Below are 17,060 nucleotides of genomic sequence, written 5' to 3' on the forward strand. Positions count from 1 at the left end.
AACAACAATAAATGGTCATTCATTTTAAAAGTATATTACTCAGTCAAGTCGCCGCCGGGTTTTCATCCACGTAAGCCCAATAAAGACGACCGCTGAAGCGATTAAAAACAGCACGTTTATAACCAGTACCGTCGGAATATTTCCTGCTAAAAACAGGCTCTGTAAGGTGTTGACGAAGTAACGTGCCGGAATGATATATGTCACCACCCTGATTGCCGCAGGCATACTGTCGATCTGGAATATAAATCCTGACAGCATAATTGACGGTAAAAATGCGGCATTCAGCGCCACCTGGGCGGCATTAAACTGGTTGCGCGTAATGGTAGAAATCAATAACCCCATACCCAGAGTGCTGAGAAGAAAAAGGCTGGTAGTAAAAAACAGCATCAGCAGCGAGCCGCGATAGGGCACGCCGAGAATAAAAACGGAGACCAGCATACAGAGCAGCATTGCCAGCATACCGAGAAAATAATAGGGAATAATCTTGCACAGCAGCAGTTCGGTACGTGTAACCTCGGTGGACAGCAGCGCTTCCATTGTACCGCGCTCCCATTCACGGGCGACCACCAGGGAGGTGAGGATTGCGCCAATGACGGTCATAATGATGGTTACCGCACCGGGGATAATAAAATGCTGGCTAATGGCCGCCGGATTAAACCAGTAGCGTGTCTGTACGTCGATCAGCGGCTCAAAGGTCTGGCCTCGATCTTCCGCCCGCTGCATTTGCCAGACTTGCCAGATCCCTTCAACATAGCCCTGGACAAAATTAGCGGTGTTTGGCTCGCTCCCGTCTGCGATGACCTGGACAGGCGCGGTGTCGCCATCGCGTGCCATCTTACGGGCAAAATCCGTCGGAATCACGACCATCCCACGTATGCGCCCGGCCTGCATCATCTCAATAAGCTGTTGGCGATTATCACTAATGGTGGCGTCAATGTAGGGCGAACCGGTCATGGCGTGAGTAAAGTCCAGCGCCTCTTCGCTACGCTGCTCAAGTAAAATGCCGACGCGCAGTTTGCTGGAGTCAAGGTTGATGCCGTAGCCAAAAATAAACAGCAGGAGTAAAGGGATCAGTACGGCAATAAGCCAGCTGCTGGGATCGCGGACAATCTGTCGTGTTTCTTTGATGCAAAGCGCGCGCACGCGTCGCCATGAAAAGAGGCTATGAGACATTGGCGTGCTCCTTATCCCAGTTATTGATAAGCGTGATAAACGCCTGCTCCATAGTGGGATCGACCGGCCCCTCTCGGGCAGCCTGCGCTTTTAAATCATCCGGCGTACCCTGGGCAATAAGCTTACCGCGATACACCAGCCCGATGCGGTCACAATATTCGGCTTCATCCATAAAGTGGGTCGTCACCATCACCGTCACTCCTTTTTCCACCATGCTATTGATATGCAGCCAGAATTCACGACGCGTAAGGGGGTCGACGCCGGAGGTCGGCTCATCAAGAAACAAAATATCAGGTTCATGCATGAGAGAGCAGGCAAGAGCGAGCCGCTGTTTAAAGCCCAGCGGTAGCGCATCGGTGGCATGGCTGGCAATTTTTTTCAGACCAAAAGCCTCACTCATACGCGCAATTTTCTCATTTTGCGCACGTCCCCGCAGACCGTATACGCCAGAGAAAAAGCGCAGGTTCTGCTCAACGGTCAGATTGCCGTACAGTGAAAATTTTTGCGCCATGTAGCCCAGATGCTGACGCGCCTTGCCGGAACTCACTTTAAGATCCATATCAAGCACCAGCGCTTTACCCGAGGTCGGCACCAGCAGGCCGCACATCATTTTAAAGGTAGTGGATTTTCCCGCACCGTTAGGCCCGAGGAGGCCAAATATTTCGCCGCGCTGAACGGTAAAATCCACACGATCGGTGGCGGCAAAATCGCCAAATTTTTTGGTCAGCCGTTGGGCCTCAATGACCGTTTCGCCCGGTGTACCTTCTACCGTGTGCAGGATAGCCCCCAGCGGCGATTCAGAGGTGGCAGCTCCGCCAAGTAAATCGATAAACGCATCTTCAAAACGCGGCGCCGTTTCGACAATCTCCACTTCTGGCATACCTTCGGCACTACGGATATCATCGGCAACCGCCTCTTTTTTCAGGATCAACCGTACCGAACTTCCCTGAATCATCCCATCGCTGACCTGCGACAGTTTCAGCGTGCGCTGGAGTAATTGCCGGTTATTCTCCTGCGGGCTGTGCAGCAAAAAACTGCGCCCGTTCATGGTATGCGTGAGCGCCGTGGGCTCTCCCTGATAAAGCAGCTGGCCCTCGTTCATTAGCAGTACGTCACGACACTGCTCAGCTTCATCCAGATACGATGTGCTCCAGAGGATAAGCATCCCGTCGCCTGCCAGTTCATGCACCATCTGCCACAGCTCCCGGCGCGAGATAGGGTCAACGCCCACACCCGGCTCGTCCAGCAGCAGCACTTTTGGTTCGCCGACCAGCGTACAGGCCAACCCCAGTTTCTGTTTCATACCGCCGGACAACTTACCGGCCAGCCGGGTGGTAAAGGGGCCGAGCGCGGTAAACTGCAGCAGACGTTCAAATGTTTGCTTGCGGATCTCACCCGTAACGCTGCGCAGATCGGCGTACAGCGTCAGGTTCTCCATCACCGTTAAATCTTCATATAAGCCGAATTTTTGCGGCATATAGCCGAGCACCGCGTGCAGTGCGCTGTCATCGGTGATGGGATCGAAACCCAGTACGCTGGCGCTACCGCTATCGGGTTTGAGCAGGCCGGCCAGCATACGCATTAAGGTTGTTTTACCGGCACCGTCCGGGCCGACCAGCCCGGTAACATAGCCTGCGCCGATGGTACACGTCAGCGCGGCGACGGCGGGCTTATTCATACCGGCAAAGCGCTTCTCCAGCCCGTTGAGTGTGATGGTGGTATCACTCATCGGCACGTTCCTGGTCAAATTTCAGCGTAACGGGCATTCCCTGGCGCAACGCATCATCGGCGTCGGTGACAATAATACGCATTCGATAAACCAGGTCAGTACGCAGATCCGGTGTTTCAACCGTCTTTGGCGTAAATTCTGCGCTGGGGGAAACAAAGCCGATTTTACCGTGGTAGGGCTTATCTGCGCGCCCGTCGGTGTAGAGCAGGATTTCGCGTCCCGGTTGTGCGAGGTGCAGATTGCGCTCATCAACGTACGCCCGCACCCATACCGGGCGGGTCAAAGAGAGGGTAAGCACTGTACTGCCCGCGTTCAACATACTGCCGGGCTCCACGGCGCGGGTCAGCAATATGCCGCCCGACGGGGCGATAAGCGTCGTATCCTGCAAATCCAGCCCGGCCTGCGCCAGCTGCGCTTCGGCCTGTTCAACGCTGGCTTTGGCCTGGGCTATCTCCTGGGGTCGATTACCGGCGCGGAACTGACTGAGTTTATCCTGGGCCGACTTTAAACTGGCCTGCGCCTGGTCGCGCGCGGAACGCGCATTTTCCAGATCGTTAGCTGAAATGGTACGGCTTTTCCACAATCCCTGCTGGCGTTGATAAAAATTCTGCGCATAGTCATAAGCGGCCTGCGCCTGCGTTACGGCCGCCGTGGCCTGAGCAATCTCTTCTGCCCGATAACCGGCCATCGCCAGTTCATATTTAGCCTGCGCTGTTGATACATTGGCTTTGGCCTGTAACAGCGCGTTTTGATAGGGGGCACGATCCAGTTCGCCCAGCACCTGACCGGCTTTAATGGTGTCACCCTCATCGACAGTCAGACTCGCCAGCCTGCCGCCCACGCGAAAACTCATATTCACTGTACGAATATCGACGTTGCCGTAAAGGGTTAATGGCTGATTCTGTCGGCTGTGATACCACATCCAGCCGCCGCCTGATGCGACCAGTATAATTGCGATAATTAGCGCCATAACGACAGCTCTTTTCATGACTTCAGGCTCCTTTCGATAATCCGTGCAGAATAAGATCGATGTGGCAGGTGACGGTCTGGAAAATCAGCGCCGTTTTTTCGTCGTCAAACTGCGACCAGCCGGTGCGCAGCAGGATGGTTTCCCTGCCCAGACGGAAGGCCAGCACTTCTCCCAGCAGCGCATGAGTATGCAAAATGGTCCGCGTATCGGTGGCATCAAGACCGGTCCAGGCGGCGACAAGCTGCGTTAAATGCGAATGCATCGGAGCAATGACCCGGTCGTGAATCAACCGATAGGCAGGCGTGGGGGAGAGCTGCTCGCGGGAGATAAACTTGCTCAGGCTCATCGTTTCATCGCGGGTCAGTAGGGCAATCATATGTTCGCAGGCATTGAGGATCAGAGCACGAATCGCGGTTTTATCCGGTTCAGGTTGCGCCAGCAGTTTTTCTGCCGCATCGGTCTGAGCCTGAAACTGCTCGCCGATAAAATCGGCAATCCACTGCGCACAGGCGAGATAGAGATCCTCTTTCGATCCGAAATAGTAGGCGATTGCCGCAATATTGTGTCCGGCCTGCGCGGCAATGTCCCGGGTGGTGGCATTCATGCCGTACTCACCAAACTGGGCCAGCGCCGAATGAATGAGCTGGCTTTTAGCCTGTTCGCCTTTACTGGTGGCGGGCGTGATGTTCATTATTCACCCATAATATTAATCAATCGATTGATTAATATTATGGCGAAGATTTAAGCATTGTCCACTATTCGCGCCTGGTTTTGCTGTGCGGCGCTCGGAACCCATTCTGCCGCGTGTACCGTCGGCTTTTTGTTATCCGCTTCAGTGGGATATTTATGCGCCGCGTCACAAAAACTGCTACACTCCGCCCCTTCATGACATTGTGGTTTTTGTCATCTGCTTATTACTATCTCCCTGAAAACTACACCGGTAACGGTCGGGGCGGTGTGGAGTTGTTATGTCTTTTGATACCCTTGGCCTGAGTCCTGAAATCCTGCGCGCCGTCGCGGAACAGGGATACCGTGAGCCAACCCCTATCCAGCAACAAGCGATCCCCGCTGTGCTGGAAGGCCGCGATATTATGGCCAGCGCCCAGACCGGCACCGGTAAGACCGCCGGATTTACGCTGCCGCTGCTTCAGCATCTCTCTCAGCGTGCGCCGGTAAAAGGTCAGCGCCCGGTGCGCGCGCTGATCCTGACGCCAACCCGTGAACTGGCAGCTCAGATTGGTGAAAATGTTCGTGAGTACAGCAAATATCTCAATATCCGTTCACTGGTGGTATTCGGTGGCGTAAGCATTAATCCGCAGATGATGAAACTGCGCAGCGGCGTCGATATCCTGGTCGCCACGCCCGGTCGTCTGCTGGATCTTGAACATCAAAATGCAGTGAAGTTAGACAACATCGAAGTGCTGGTGCTGGATGAAGCCGACCGTATGCTGGATATGGGCTTTATTCACGATATCCGCCGCGTGCTGGCAAAACTTCCGGCTAAGCGTCAGAACCTGCTGTTCTCTGCGACCTTCTCAGACGACATCAAAACGCTGGCTGAAAAGCTGCTGCGCAATCCGCTGGAAATCGAAGTGGCACGCCGCAATACTGCCTCCGAGCAAATTTCACAGCACGTGCATTTCGTTGATAAGAAACGCAAGCGGGAACTGCTGTCACAGATGATCGGCGAAGGTAACTGGCAGCAGGTACTGGTTTTCACCCGTACCAAGCACGGCGCCAACCATCTGGCAGAGCAGCTGAACAAAGACGGCATCCGCAGCGCGGCGATCCACGGCAATAAAAGTCAGGGCGCACGTACCCGCGCCCTGGCCGATTTTAAATCCGGCGACATTCGCGTGCTGGTGGCAACCGACATCGCGGCACGCGGTCTGGACATCGAAGAGCTGCCGCACGTGGTAAACTATGAGTTGCCGAACGTACCGGAAGATTATGTTCACCGCATCGGTCGTACCGGACGCGCAGCCGCTACCGGTGAAGCGCTGTCTCTGGTGTGCGTCGATGAGCATAAGTTGCTGCACGATATTGAACGCCTGTTGAAAAAAGAGATCCCGCGTATTGCGCTGGACGGTTATCAGCCTGACCCGTCAATTAAAGCTGAGCCGATCCAGAACGGTCGCCAGCAGCGTGGCGGCGGCGGTGGTCGTGGTCAGGGCGGTCGTGGTCAGCAGCAGCCTCGTCGCACTGACGGTGGCGCGCCGAAAGCCAGAAGTCCACGCAGCAGCGAGGGTAAACCGGCCGGAGAGAAGCCGCGTCGTCCGCGTCCGCGTAAACCGTCAGCAGCATAATGCGCGCGCTGCTGGGCTTGCCCGGTCCTGCGTAACATGCGCAGCCTGCTGATATCGCAGAAGTCTGTACGCCGGGTAAGCGCAGCGCCACCCGGCAACATTCGCAGAGATGTCATTTCTCAGGCAACAGTATTCGTGCCCGGCAATGGGCACACTGCGTAATTTGCGAGCTGCCTTCCATAATCCCAAAAACCCATACCCCCTCACGGCGAAAAATGTCACAATAGTGGCTGTTTATACAGTATTTCAGGTTGTTCAATGACCCTTACTCCCGCGTTAAAAGCGCAAATCGCCGCCTGGTATAAGGCGCTACAACAGCAAATTCCGGATTTCATTTCCCGTCTGCCGCAGCGACAGATGATAGCTGACGTGGCGAAAACCCTTGCCGGAGAAGAAGGGCGTCATCTGGCGATTGAAGCGCCTACCGGCGTCGGAAAAACGCTGTCCTATTTAATCCCCGGCATAGCTATCGCGCGCGAAGACCAAAAAACGCTGGTGATCAGCACGGCCAATGTCGCCTTACAAGATCAGATCTACACCAAAGATCTCCCGCTGCTGAAAAAAATAATCCCTGAACTGCGCTTTACCGCGGCGTTTGGCCGTGGTCGCTACGTGTGTACGCGTAACCTGACCGCGCTCGCCAGCAGCGAAGAGACTCAGCAGGATCTGCTGGCATTTCTTGACGACGATCTGACGCCCAATAACAAAGAAGAACAGCAGCACTGCGCGAAGCTTAAGGGCGATCTCGACAGTTATAAGTGGGACGGGCTGCGCGATCATACCGACCGCGCCATTAGCGACGATCTGTGGCGGCGGCTCAGTACCGATAAAGCCAGCTGCCTGAACCGCAACTGTCATTACTACCGTGAATGCCCCTTCTTTGTCGCCCGCCGGGAAATTCAGGAAGCGGAAGTGGTAGTGGCAAACCACGCGCTGGTAATGGCGGCAATGGAAACCGATGCGGTATTGCCAGAAGCTAAAAATTTGCTGCTGGTACTGGATGAGGGCCATCACCTGCCGGAGGTGGCGCGCGACGCGCTGGAAATGAGCGCTGAAATTACCGCGCCGTGGTACCGGCTTCAGCTCGATCTTTTCACTAAACTGGTGGCAACCTGCCTTGAGCAGTTTCGCCCGAAAACGCTGCCGCCGCTGGCCACGCCTGAGCGTCTGAATGCCCACTGCGAAGAACTTTATGAGCTGATCGCTTCTCTTAACGCCATCCTGACGCTTTATCTCCCGGCAACCCAGCAGGCCGAGCATCGTTTTGTTATGGGCGAGCTGCCGGAAGAGGTGATGACGATTTGCCAGCGGCTGGCAAAACTAACGGAACTGCTGCGCAGTCTGGCGGAGGCGTTTCTGAACGATCTGGGTGAGAAAACCGGCACGCATGACGTGGTGCGTTTGCATCGGGCAATCCTGCAAATGAACCGGGCACTGGGGATGTTTGAAGCGCAAAGCAAGCTCTGGCGACTGGCGTCAATGGCGCAGGCTTCTGGCGCACCGGTTTCAAAGTGGGCAACGCGTGATATCCGTGATGGCCAGACGCACATGTTCTTCCACTGCGTTGGCATCCGGGTCAGCGATCAGCTTGAAAAACTGCTCTGGCGTAGCGTGCCACATATCATCGTGACCTCAGCCACGTTGCGCTCGCTAAACAGTTTCTCGCGCTTACAGGAAATGAGCGGCCTGAAGGAAAAAGCCGGCGATCGCTTCGTGGCTCTGGATTCGCCCTTTAACCACATTGAGCAGGGCAAAATCATTATCCCGCAAATGCAGTTTGAGCCGCTTATCGAAAACGAAGAACAGCACGTAGCTGAAATGGCGACGTTTTTCCGCCAGGAGCTGGAGAGCAAAAAGCATCGTGGGATGCTGGTGCTGTTTGCCAGCGGCCGGGCTATGCAGCGTTTTCTTGAGCATGTCACAGACCTGAGACTCCTGCTGCTGGTGCAGGGCGACCAGCCGCGTTATCGGCTGGTAGAACATCACCGCAAGCGCATAGAGGCAGGAGAACGAAGCGTGCTGGTTGGGCTGCAATCTTTTGCCGAGGGGCTGGATCTCAAAGGCGAGCTGTTAAGTCAGGTTCATATTCACAAAATTGCCTTCCCGCCTGTTGATAGCCCGGTGGTCGTTACCGAAGGCGAATGGCTGAAAAGCCTGAAACGTTATCCCTTCGAAGTGCAAAGTTTGCCCAGTGCCTCTTTCAATCTTATTCAGCAGGTGGGGCGTTTGATCCGTAGCCATAGCTGCTGGGGTGAAATCGTCATTTATGACAAACGCCTGTTGACCAAAAATTACGGCAAACGGCTGCTGGATGCGCTGCCGGTGTTTCCCATTTCCCAACCTGCGGTGCCTGACGTTATAGTGAGTAAAACCAAAGCAAAACCAGCGCGTCGTAAACGACGTTAATGATGTGAGCCGCCGGAGGATGTTTAATGGATTACCGCAAAATTATCAAAGAAGTGGGACGCGGAAAAAATCACGCTCGCGATGTGGATCTCGATACCGCGCGGGAGCTGTACAGCCGAATGCTGAACGGCGAAGTAGATGACCTGGAGATGGGGGCTATCCTGATTGCCCTGCGTATTAAGGGAGAAGGCGAGGCAGAGATGCTGGGATTTTATCAGGCCATGCAGCAGCACACTATGCGCCTGACGCCGCCGGTGGCAAAGCCGATGCCGGTCGTTATTCCCAGCTATAACGGGGCGCGTAAGCAGGCTAATCTGACCCCGCTGCTGGCCATCCTGCTGCATAAGTTTGGCTTTCCGGTACTGGTCCACGGCGTTAGCGAAGATCCGAGTCGCGTGCTCACCGAAACCATTTTTGCCCTGCTTGGCATTCAGCCTACCCATCATGCCGGGCAGGCGCAGGCAAAACTTGACGGTGCCCAGCCGGTGTATGTCCCGGTGAGCGCGTTTTGCCCGCCGCTGGAAAAACAGCTGGCGCTGCGCTGGAGAATGGGGGTGCGTAACAGCGCCCATACGCTGGCCAAGCTTGCGACGCCGTTTGCCGAAGATGCCGCGCTGCGGTTATCCAGCGTCTCGCACCCGGAATATGTTCCGAAGGTGGCAAAATTCCTGAGCACTATCGGTGGGCGCGGCGTGCTGATGCACGGTACGGAAGGCGAAGTTTATGCCAGCCCGCAGCGCTGTCCACAGATCAGTCTGATAGATGCCCGCGGCATGCAAATTCTGTATGAACGCCAGGCATTATTTGCAACCGATCAACTATCTCTGCCGGAGAGTAAAGATCCTGATGTCACCGCGCGCTGGATCGAGCGCTGCGTCAGCGGTACTGAGCCCGTGCCGCATTCAATCAAAATCCAGATCGCCTGCTGCCTGCTGGCAGCCGAAGAGGTCGATTCGCTGGGGGCCGGTATGACCCGCGTTGCCCGGAGTTACTGAATTCAGAGCAAAAAAAAGCCCGTCCAGACCGGACGGGCAAAAAGGGTAACAACACAGATTCAATAAGGGTTAATGAGGGTTAAAGCGCCCCGCCGGAGGGTGGCCGGCGGGTCAGGTCATCACAAGCCGCGATTAGTTATAAATAACTGCCGTGCCGCTCATTTTGTTATTACCGTTGGTAGAGGTGATGCTGTAGCCTTTTGCGCCCGCAGCGGCTGCTTTTTCTGCCAGACGTGCTTCCAGACCGTCGAGGGTGGTCGCGCCGTCAGCGGAAACCACGCCGATTTTATTCATGTTCTGCGCCTGAGCCGGATTCACGGCCTCAACAGCGAAAGCGCCAAAAGAAAGGGTAGAAAGGGCAATTGCAGCAACAGCATATTTGATGGTTTTCATGTTTAATCTCTCGCAGGTTATTCTGTTAAAGTGACGATGTTCCGTCGATGTGATAAGTATCACTGTTTTTTTCGAGAGATAAAATCGAAGAGTATTGACGACGTTGTTCAAAAAAACTGATGAATGAATAATTTATTGATTATTAATAAATTATTTCAGCTATCGGCATGGGGAAATAAGTGAGCACGGTTATCAGCCGTTTAATGGCACGATTTGCCACTCTGGATCCCGAAATCCGTGCTCGTAAAGTTACGTTAAAATTCTGTCATGATCGGCAAGAAATAGTTAGCGTAACTGGCTGTCCTTGGACCCTCTGCGATTATATCCTGAGAATTTCGCATTTTTAACGTCTTTCTTCTGCTGGCAGTTTACGCATAGCCGCACGCCAGGGATCGCTTTACGCCGTGCCTCGGGGATCGGGGTATCGCATTCTTCACAAAATTCGACGCTTTCGCCCGTTGGCAGGTCGCGACGTGCACGCGCGACTGCATCTTCAATGGTGCTGTCAATTTGATCCTGCACAGCACCGTCATTTGCCCAACCTGATGCCATTTTTACCTCCTGAGGTTACCCTTTTATTATAGCAAAACAGACTCAAATTTTAGGCGGAAACGGCGGTAGCGCAGGGTTTTCAGAGCATTCGCGGCAGACAGCAAAGCCGCCTGATACGCGGCAATATGACCTTGCTACGATATCAGTTCTGACGGGCATCCGGGCGGACTAAATCAAAACGATTGGCCTCATCAATACTGTAATACGCTGACGGCCCACCGGCACGCAGTATGGGCTGAGCTTTGGCCGTCTGATAAATACCGTCTTCCAGCAGTGATTCATCAATATGCACGGCGACCACTTCGCCCAGCACCAGCCAGGTTTCTATCTCCGCGCCGTTGGCGGTGGTTAACTGAATGCATTGAGAGAGGCGGCACTCGAAGTTTACCGGGCTTTCCGCCACGCGCGGGACGTCAACAATGCGGCTGGGCGCGGGAGTTAAACTGGCGTGTAAAAACTCATTGTCGCCAGAAGGGAGCGTGGCTGACGTTTCATTCATTTGTCTGGCCAGCGGCAGCGTGGCAAGGTTCCAGACGAACGCTTTCGTTTCAATGATGTTTTTCACGCTGTCTTTCCAGCCGCTGCTGGCAAAACCAATAATGGGTGGGCGATAATTAAAGCAGTTAAAAAAACTGTAAGGCGCCAGATTGTCGCGACCTTGCGCATCCCGGGAGGCTATCCAGCCAATAGGACGCGGACCGATAATGGCATTAAGCGGATCGTGAGGCAGGCCATGCCCCTGCGATGGCTGATAGAAATACATAGCGTTCCTCAATAAAAAACGGATTTACCCAGACTCACTTATTTACCCGCTCCGCGTCAACGGGTATCTTACGCGGCAATTGACAGGAGAATGCCATGAATGCCCAGAAACCGGGTTTACACCCGCGTAACCGCCATCGAAACCGCTACGATCTTCCCGCCCTGTGTCTGGCGTGCCCGGAACTTGCCGAATTTATTATCACTAATCCGGCAGGCGAGGAGACCATTAACTTTGCTGAGCCGCAGGCGGTTAAAGCGCTTAACAAGGCGCTGCTGGCGCACTTCTATGGTGTTCAACAGTGGGATATCCCGCAGGGCTTTCTTTGCCCGCCGGTGCCGGGACGAGCCGATTATATTCACCATCTGGCCGATCTGCTGTCGGAAACCGGCGGTGAAATTCCTCGCCTGGCCAGTATTCTGGACATCGGCGTCGGTGCAAACTGTATCTATCCGTTGATCGGCGCGTATGAATATGGCTGGCGCTTTACCGGGACTGAAGTCAATGCGGCGGCGCTGGCCAGCGCGCAGGCTATCGTCAATGGTAACCCGGGCATGAGTCGCAGCATTCGCCTGCGCAGGCAAAAAAATGGTGGCGACATTTTCCGCGGTATCATTCACAAGAACGAGCAATTCGATGCCACGCTGTGTAACCCGCCTTTCCATGATTCCGCGCAGGCAGCGCTGGCAGGCAATGAGCGGAAACGACGTAACCTGGGGCAAAAGGAAGCCGATGCCCGCAATTTCGGCGGTCAGCAGCAGGAGCTATGGTGTGAAGGCGGTGAAGTGCGCTTTATTCAGCAAATGATAGAAGAAAGTAAGCTGTTTGCCCGCCAGGTGATGTGGTTTAGCTCGCTGGTGTCTCGCGGTGAAAATTTGCCAGCCCTGTACAGGGCGTTGACAGCGGCAGGCGCAGTCAACGTGGTCAAAAAAGAGATGGCCCAGGGGCAAAAGCAGAGTCGCTTTATTGCCTGGACCTTCCTCGACGCGGACCAGCGTCGACGTTTTGCTGCCCGCGCTCGCTAAAGCGTTGGTTCAGGGGGCGGGACGATACCAGTTTGCGGCATCGTCCCCGGCGGTTGTGCAACGGTACCGGGAGAGGGCAAAATTTGCCAGGTCTGTACCGGGGCGCGGACGCCGGCCCGATCGAAGTGTTTTTTCACCTGGCTGTCCAGCGCGAAGCGAACCGTCCACTGTTTTAACGGCTGAGTAGTAAATGATACCCGCAAAGTGAAGGCGGTGTTAGTCAGGCCTACAATCCCGGCAAATGACGGTTCGCCAATCACCAGTCCCCGGATCTCCGGCATAGACATCAATTCGTCTACTGCCTCTTTCAGTGCCTGATTGGCTTTATCAGCGTCTTCATGACGATCGACATCGTAGTTGGCGACAACCGATCCGATGCCGCGAACGAAGTTGGCGAAGGTGGTTATCGAAGACCACGGAATAATATGGTACGCGCCGGTATCCTGACGCACGCCTACCGAGCGAATCGACATCCGCTCAACGGTGCCGGTGAGCGGGCCAATAGTTACCAGATCGCCGGTATTCATCCCGTTTTCAAACTGGATAAAGACGCCGGTGATAATATCCTTTACCAGCGTTTGTGAACCGAAGGAAATAGCCAGACCCAGCGCCCCGGCACCGGCCAGCAGCGGCGCGATGTTAACGCCGATTTCCGAAAGTACGATCATTATCGTAATGGTGCTGATAACCACCGCCAGCGCGTTGCGAAACAGCGTCAGTAGCGTTCGGGTTCGAGCGCTCGGCAGCGGTCGACCGTGAATATCTGATGACAATCGATTTTCAATCAGACTGGCGAGGACCGTCCAGCCAACTGCCGAGAAAAACAGGATCAGCGCGATGCGGATCAGAATATCGACGGTTCTCTCCCCGGCACCATTGTGCAACCAGTTCCAGAAATCAAACAGTCCCCAGGCGCTGAGCAGCAGCATAATTGCCACGCAGACCACCAAAATGCGGGCTGCTTTCAGGGCCGTAGAGAGCCAGCCGTTAAGCCGTTTTTGCAGTTCCGGATAGTTGCGCTGAGTATGAGCTGAGAGCGTGATGCGCTTGGCTATCCAGCGGGAAAGAATGCCGGAGGCGAAAGCAGCCAGCCCGATAATCGCCAGGCTACGCACCGTCGCACCCATCATAAACTTGAGGCTGTTACCCGGATCGAACAGCGAGAAAAAGAACAGAACCACAAAATAGGTGGTGGCCAGCCAGTGCCATATTAACGCAAAGGCGCGAATGAACAGGCTGAAAAAGCTGAGCGAGCGTTCAGCCAGATGCAGCACGTTTTCGGTGATTGCCTGTTTATTATGGAAGATAAGGTAAAGCGCCCACAGCGTAATGCACAGCATGATCGCCACGTTTGCCAGCGCGCCAAACTGGACGTTGACCTGATTAGAGATAATCGGCACTGCCACAATCAGTCCATAGCCAATTAAGCTACTGAGCGCGCTCAGGCGCAGATTCCAGTAGCGAGCGGAGCCATCAGCGATTGAAAATGGCCGCAGCTCCGGCACACGGGGACAAAATATCAGCCGCAGGATGGCCTTGAAAAATTCAATTAGCGCGAAGGCGCTGAGAAACAGGCTTTGTTGAAAGGCAATCGTCTGGCTACCGGAGTTGAAGTTATCAATCAGCATCTGCCCGACGAACAGAGTTAGCGTAAGCAACAGCAAGTCGATGACAAAAGCCCCAACAATCATTCCGGGAAGCTGGAGCCAGTTACTGTGCTCGCGATTTTTTTTACGTCCCCAGCGGCCCATCCTGCGATAAAGCGGCAGCGCGGCGAGCCTCAGCAGGCTATAAATAGCGAAGACCATGGCAGCCAGCATCAGAAAGTGGGTTAAGGCGTTGGTAAAGGTCTGGGGGTTAAAGGATTTGTGCGGCGAGCCGGTAAGATTACGGTACAGCTGGGCAAAGCGGGAGGCGAACTGCTCGCCGTAATAGCGTCCTACGGCGGTGACATTCTCCAGCACGGTGGTCTCATCGGTCACCTCCGCAGGGGTAATGGTTGGCACAGGCTCCGGCGGCGGCGTGGCGGCTACCTGGCGCAACTGCTCTATAAGCTCCTCGCGGGAGGTATCGTTAGCCAGTACGTCGGCAAGCGCAGCATAGGCGGCTTTCTTTTGCGCCAGCTCCGGCTCGGCAGGCTCGGTCTTTTCCTGCGCCGCCGCGCCGGTAACGCCCGGGATAGCGGCTGCATGCAGCGGGGCGCTGAGCAGGCTAATCAGTAGCAACACAATCCACGGCATGAGCTCCTCCGATGAGAACGATAACAAAATGATAAGTATAGAACTCCAGGGCGAGCTGGCGGGAAATGAGATTATTCCGGGGATGCCGCCCCGGCAGGGGCGGACGATGACTCAGGAGACGTGCTGTAAAAATTCCTGCAGGCGCAGGCTTGGCGGATTTTCAATCAGCGTTTGTGGATTACCATCTTCAGCAATACGGCCCTGATCGATAAAAATCAGCCGTGATGCCACTTTCTCGGCAAAGCCGATTTCATGCGTGACGATGACCATAGTCATACCTTCTTCCGCCAGGTCCTGCATCACTTTGAGCACTTCATGACGCAGCTCTGGATCCAGAGCTGAGGTAGGTTCATCAAACAGCATCATCTTCGGTTTTACCGCCAGCGCACGTGCAATCGCCACACGCTGCTGCTGGCCGCCGGAAAGTTCAGACGGATAATGGTGTGAGCGCTCGGCCAGACCGACTTTCGCCAGCAGCGATAAGGCCAGCTTTTCAGCATCCGCTTTTTTCGCGCCGCGTACCCTCAGCGGGCCAAACATCACATTTTCCAGCGCCGTCAGATGGGGGAAGAGATAAAACTGCTGGAAAACCATTCCGGCTTCCTGACGAATCAAACGGTCGTCAACTTTCGGATCGTTAACCTTAAGACCGTCGACAATCAGATCGCCGCTGGTTATCTCTTCCAGTTTATTAATACAGCGCAGTAGCGTCGATTTGCCTGAGCCAGAAGGACCGATAATAACGACAACTTCGCCCTGGGTAATGTTCAAATCAATATTGTGCAGCACTTTGGTCGGGCCAAAATGCTTGGAAACGTTTTTAAATTCAATCACAGGATTTTCATCCTTTTTTCAAGACGGCGCAGAATAAAACTCAGAACCAGAGTAATAACCAGATAAATGACGGCAACGGCGCTCCAGATTTCCAGCGCGCGGAAATTCCCGGCAATGATTTCCTGGCCCTGACGGGTCAACTCGGCCACGCCGATAACAATAAATAGCGAAGTATCTTTGATGCTGATAATCCACTGGTTACCTAACGGCGGCAGCATTCGACGCAGTGCCAGCGGCAGGATCACATGGCGGATAGTCTCATAACGTGACAGCCCGAGCGCCAGACCCGCCTCGCGAAAACCCCGGTGAATAGACAGGACCGCACCGCGGGTGATTTCCGCAATATAGGCGCCGGAGTTGATCATAATGGTCACAACGGCAGCGCTAAACGGATCGATACGCAGATCGTTAAACGCCATCGGCAGAGCAAAATAGATGAACATCACCTGTACGACAATCGGGGTGCCACGGATGATTTCAATAAAGACCAGCGCAATGAAATTGACGATCCTGCCACCGAAAGAGCGAGCAAAACCTGCCAGCAAACCAATGATCAGACCGCCTGCAAGGCCGAGGATCGAAATCCACAGCGTCATTTTGGCCCCTTCCAGTAAAATCGGAATGGCAGGCCAAATGGCACTCCAGTCAAACTCCATAATAAATTCCTGTTACCGCGTTAAATAGAACAGGGGGCGAAAGCCGCCCCCAGAAGCGTACTGTTTGAAAATGTTATTTAGGTTCAGTGCCAAACCATTTTTTGTAGATTTCGTTATAGGTGCCGTTATCACGCAGTGTTTTCAGCGCGCCATTCACTTTTTCACGCAGTTCATCGCTACCTTTCGGGAACGCAATACCGTACTGCTGCGCTTCAAGCGAATCACCGACGGCTTTAAACTTACCGTTGCCGGCAGTCTTAATGAAATACAGAATATTTGGTGTATCGTGCAGTACTGCGTCAGCGCGGTTAGTGCCTAACTCCATATAGGCGTTGTCGATATTCGGGAACTGGCGCAGGTCTTTGGTTTTGATGTTTGCTTTTGAGTAGTCAACAGAGCCGGTGCCGCTTTTAACCGCCACCACTTTGCCGTCGAGATCTTTTACGGATTTAACGTCGTTGTTATCCGCTTTAACCATCACCAGCAGGCCGCTTTTATAGTAGCCATCAGAGAATTCAATCGCTTTTTTACGCTCTTCAGTGATGGTAATACCGGCCAGTGCCAGGTCAATATTTTTAGTTTGCAGCGCCGGGATGATGCCGCTGAAATCCATTGGCTTCAGGGTGTAATCCAGTTTTAACTCTTTGGCGATGGCCGCCCACAGGTCGACATCAAAGCCCACATACTTATCGCCTTGTTTGAACTCGAAAGGAACGAACGCAGTGTCGGTGGCGACAACCAGTTTTTTATCGGCAGCCTGTGACGAAACGGCGAAAGCCAGCGCGAGCGTAGCCAGGGAAACTTTAAATAACGATTTCATAGCATTTCCTTTTAAATTCACGGGGCGATCCCCTGCAAGACAGACGTTGGTATGAAAAAATCGTGCCACTTTTACAACTCATTGTTTTTCAAGTGACCCGGCAGTAAACCGCTGCACAGAAACGGCCCTTTCAGCACGATATGCACCATTTGGGGGCACTGTTTTGGTGCGGCAGTGCGGGATGAGAAACAATGTTGATTT

The 17,060-nt window shown here is 54.1% G+C and carries 15 protein-coding genes; 4 read left to right on the forward strand and 11 right to left on the reverse strand.

Annotated features, from left to right (window positions below; genetic code table 11):
* Positions 1-39: 39 nt before the first annotated feature.
* The 4 genes from AC791_RS09010 to cecR are packed head-to-tail and all read right to left on the reverse strand — an operon-like array spanning position 40 to position 4,563.
* Positions 40-1,173, reverse strand: a complete 1,134-nt coding sequence (locus tag AC791_RS09010; RefSeq protein ID WP_049840119.1) for an ABC transporter permease — start codon at positions 1,171-1,173, stop codon at positions 40-42.
* Complete coding sequence (locus tag AC791_RS09015; protein WP_049840120.1) at positions 1,163-2,902, reverse strand: ATP-binding cassette domain-containing protein; 1,740 nt, start codon at positions 2,900-2,902, stop codon at positions 1,163-1,165. The genes AC791_RS09010 and AC791_RS09015 overlap by 11 nt, the downstream gene beginning before the upstream one ends.
* Positions 2,895-3,890, reverse strand: coding sequence for a secretion protein HlyD (gene hlyD / locus AC791_RS09020; protein ID WP_049840121.1), 996 nt, complete (start codon positions 3,888-3,890; stop codon positions 2,895-2,897). Before hlyD ends, AC791_RS09015 begins: the two co-directional genes overlap by 8 nt.
* Before the next feature lie 4 nt (positions 3,891-3,894).
* Entirely contained in the window at positions 3,895-4,563 is a 669-nt protein-coding gene (gene cecR, locus AC791_RS09025; protein ID WP_049840122.1) for a transcriptional regulator CecR, read from the reverse strand.
* Positions 4,564-4,840: 277 nt separating this feature from the next.
* Between cecR and rhlE the strand changes: the two genes are divergently transcribed.
* The 3 genes from rhlE (at position 4,841) to ybiB (ending at position 9,579) form a co-directional block, all read left to right on the forward strand.
* Complete coding sequence (gene rhlE, locus AC791_RS09030) at positions 4,841-6,178, forward strand: ATP-dependent RNA helicase RhlE (RefSeq protein WP_049840123.1); 1,338 nt, start codon at positions 4,841-4,843, stop codon at positions 6,176-6,178.
* A gap of 258 nt (positions 6,179-6,436) precedes the next feature.
* Entirely contained in the window at positions 6,437-8,584 is a 2,148-nt protein-coding gene (gene dinG / locus AC791_RS09035) for an ATP-dependent DNA helicase DinG (protein WP_049840124.1), read from the forward strand.
* Between the two features lie 26 nt (positions 8,585-8,610).
* Entirely contained in the window at positions 8,611-9,579 is a 969-nt protein-coding gene (gene ybiB / locus AC791_RS09040; RefSeq protein WP_049840125.1) for a DNA-binding protein YbiB, read from the forward strand.
* 132 nt (positions 9,580-9,711) lie between these two features.
* Here the strand turns inward: ybiB and ybiJ are convergent, their stop codons facing one another.
* The 3 genes from ybiJ to AC791_RS09055 form a co-directional block, all read right to left on the reverse strand.
* Entirely contained in the window at positions 9,712-9,972 is a 261-nt protein-coding gene (gene ybiJ / locus AC791_RS09045) for a DUF1471 family protein YbiJ (RefSeq protein ID WP_049840126.1), read from the reverse strand.
* A 285-nt stretch (positions 9,973-10,257) separates the two neighbouring features.
* The gene (locus AC791_RS09050) at positions 10,258-10,524 is read right to left on the reverse strand and encodes a DksA/TraR family C4-type zinc finger protein (protein WP_049840127.1); all 267 of its coding nucleotides are present in this window, start codon (positions 10,522-10,524) and stop codon (positions 10,258-10,260) included.
* Positions 10,525-10,666: 142 nt separating this feature from the next.
* Positions 10,667-11,287: a flavin reductase family protein gene (locus tag AC791_RS09055; protein ID WP_049840128.1), complete on the reverse strand. Its 621-nt coding sequence runs from the start codon at positions 11,285-11,287 to the stop codon at positions 10,667-10,669.
* Between the two features lie 95 nt (positions 11,288-11,382).
* Here AC791_RS09055 and rlmF point away from each other — a divergent pair, with 95 nt between their 5' ends.
* Positions 11,383-12,309, forward strand: coding sequence for a 23S rRNA (adenine(1618)-N(6))-methyltransferase RlmF (gene rlmF, locus AC791_RS09060; RefSeq protein ID WP_049840129.1), 927 nt, complete (start codon positions 11,383-11,385; stop codon positions 12,307-12,309).
* Here the strand turns inward: rlmF and ybiO are convergent.
* The 4 genes from ybiO to glnH all read right to left on the reverse strand — a co-directional run bounded on the left by ybiO (position 12,306) and on the right by glnH (position 16,859).
* Positions 12,306-14,549 (reverse strand): mechanosensitive channel protein, encoded by a 2,244-nt coding sequence (ybiO, locus tag AC791_RS09065; RefSeq protein WP_049840130.1) that lies wholly within the window; start codon positions 14,547-14,549, stop codon positions 12,306-12,308. The genes rlmF and ybiO overlap by 4 nt on opposite strands.
* Positions 14,550-14,660: 111 nt before the next feature.
* Positions 14,661-15,383 (reverse strand): glutamine ABC transporter ATP-binding protein GlnQ, encoded by a 723-nt coding sequence (gene glnQ, locus AC791_RS09070; protein ID WP_049840131.1) that lies wholly within the window; start codon positions 15,381-15,383, stop codon positions 14,661-14,663.
* Positions 15,380-16,039, reverse strand: coding sequence for a glutamine ABC transporter permease GlnP (gene glnP, locus AC791_RS09075; RefSeq protein ID WP_049840132.1), 660 nt, complete (start codon positions 16,037-16,039; stop codon positions 15,380-15,382). Before glnP ends, glnQ begins: the two co-directional genes overlap by 4 nt.
* Before the next feature lie 73 nt (positions 16,040-16,112).
* Positions 16,113-16,859, reverse strand: coding sequence for a glutamine ABC transporter substrate-binding protein GlnH (gene glnH, locus AC791_RS09080; protein ID WP_049840133.1), 747 nt, complete (start codon positions 16,857-16,859; stop codon positions 16,113-16,115).
* Positions 16,860-17,060 lie beyond the last annotated feature (201 nt).

The sequence above is a fragment of the Klebsiella sp. RIT-PI-d genome (assembly GCF_001187865.1).
Taxonomy (GTDB): domain Bacteria; phylum Pseudomonadota; class Gammaproteobacteria; order Enterobacterales; family Enterobacteriaceae; genus Superficieibacter.

Bases quoted from the DNA above. Each gene is read 5' to 3' on its own strand.
- cecR (WP_049840122.1), bottom strand. From the start codon at position 4,563: ATGAACATCACGCCCGCCACCAGTAAAGGCGAACAGGCTAAAAGCCAG.
- AC791_RS09010 (WP_049840119.1), bottom strand. From the start codon at position 1,173: ATGTCTCATAGCCTCTTTTCATGGCGACGCGTGCGCGCGCTTTGCATC.
- AC791_RS09050 (WP_049840127.1), bottom strand. From the start codon at position 10,524: ATGGCATCAGGTTGGGCAAATGACGGTGCTGTGCAGGATCAAATTGAC.
- glnP (WP_049840132.1), bottom strand. From the start codon at position 16,039: ATGGAGTTTGACTGGAGTGCCATTTGGCCTGCCATTCCGATTTTACTG.
- hlyD (WP_049840121.1), bottom strand. From the start codon at position 3,890: ATGAAAAGAGCTGTCGTTATGGCGCTAATTATCGCAATTATACTGGTC.
- ybiB (WP_049840125.1), top strand. From the start codon at position 8,611: ATGGATTACCGCAAAATTATCAAAGAAGTGGGACGCGGAAAAAATCAC.
- AC791_RS09055 (WP_049840128.1), bottom strand. From the start codon at position 11,287: ATGTATTTCTATCAGCCATCGCAGGGGCATGGCCTGCCTCACGATCCG.
- dinG (WP_049840124.1), top strand. From the start codon at position 6,437: ATGACCCTTACTCCCGCGTTAAAAGCGCAAATCGCCGCCTGGTATAAG.
- AC791_RS09015 (WP_049840120.1), bottom strand. From the start codon at position 2,902: ATGAGTGATACCACCATCACACTCAACGGGCTGGAGAAGCGCTTTGCC.
- ybiJ (WP_049840126.1), bottom strand. From the start codon at position 9,972: ATGAAAACCATCAAATATGCTGTTGCTGCAATTGCCCTTTCTACCCTT.
- rlmF (WP_049840129.1), top strand. From the start codon at position 11,383: ATGAATGCCCAGAAACCGGGTTTACACCCGCGTAACCGCCATCGAAAC.
- ybiO (WP_049840130.1), bottom strand. From the start codon at position 14,549: ATGCCGTGGATTGTGTTGCTACTGATTAGCCTGCTCAGCGCCCCGCTG.
- glnH (WP_049840133.1), bottom strand. From the start codon at position 16,859: ATGAAATCGTTATTTAAAGTTTCCCTGGCTACGCTCGCGCTGGCTTTC.
- rhlE (WP_049840123.1), top strand. From the start codon at position 4,841: ATGTCTTTTGATACCCTTGGCCTGAGTCCTGAAATCCTGCGCGCCGTC.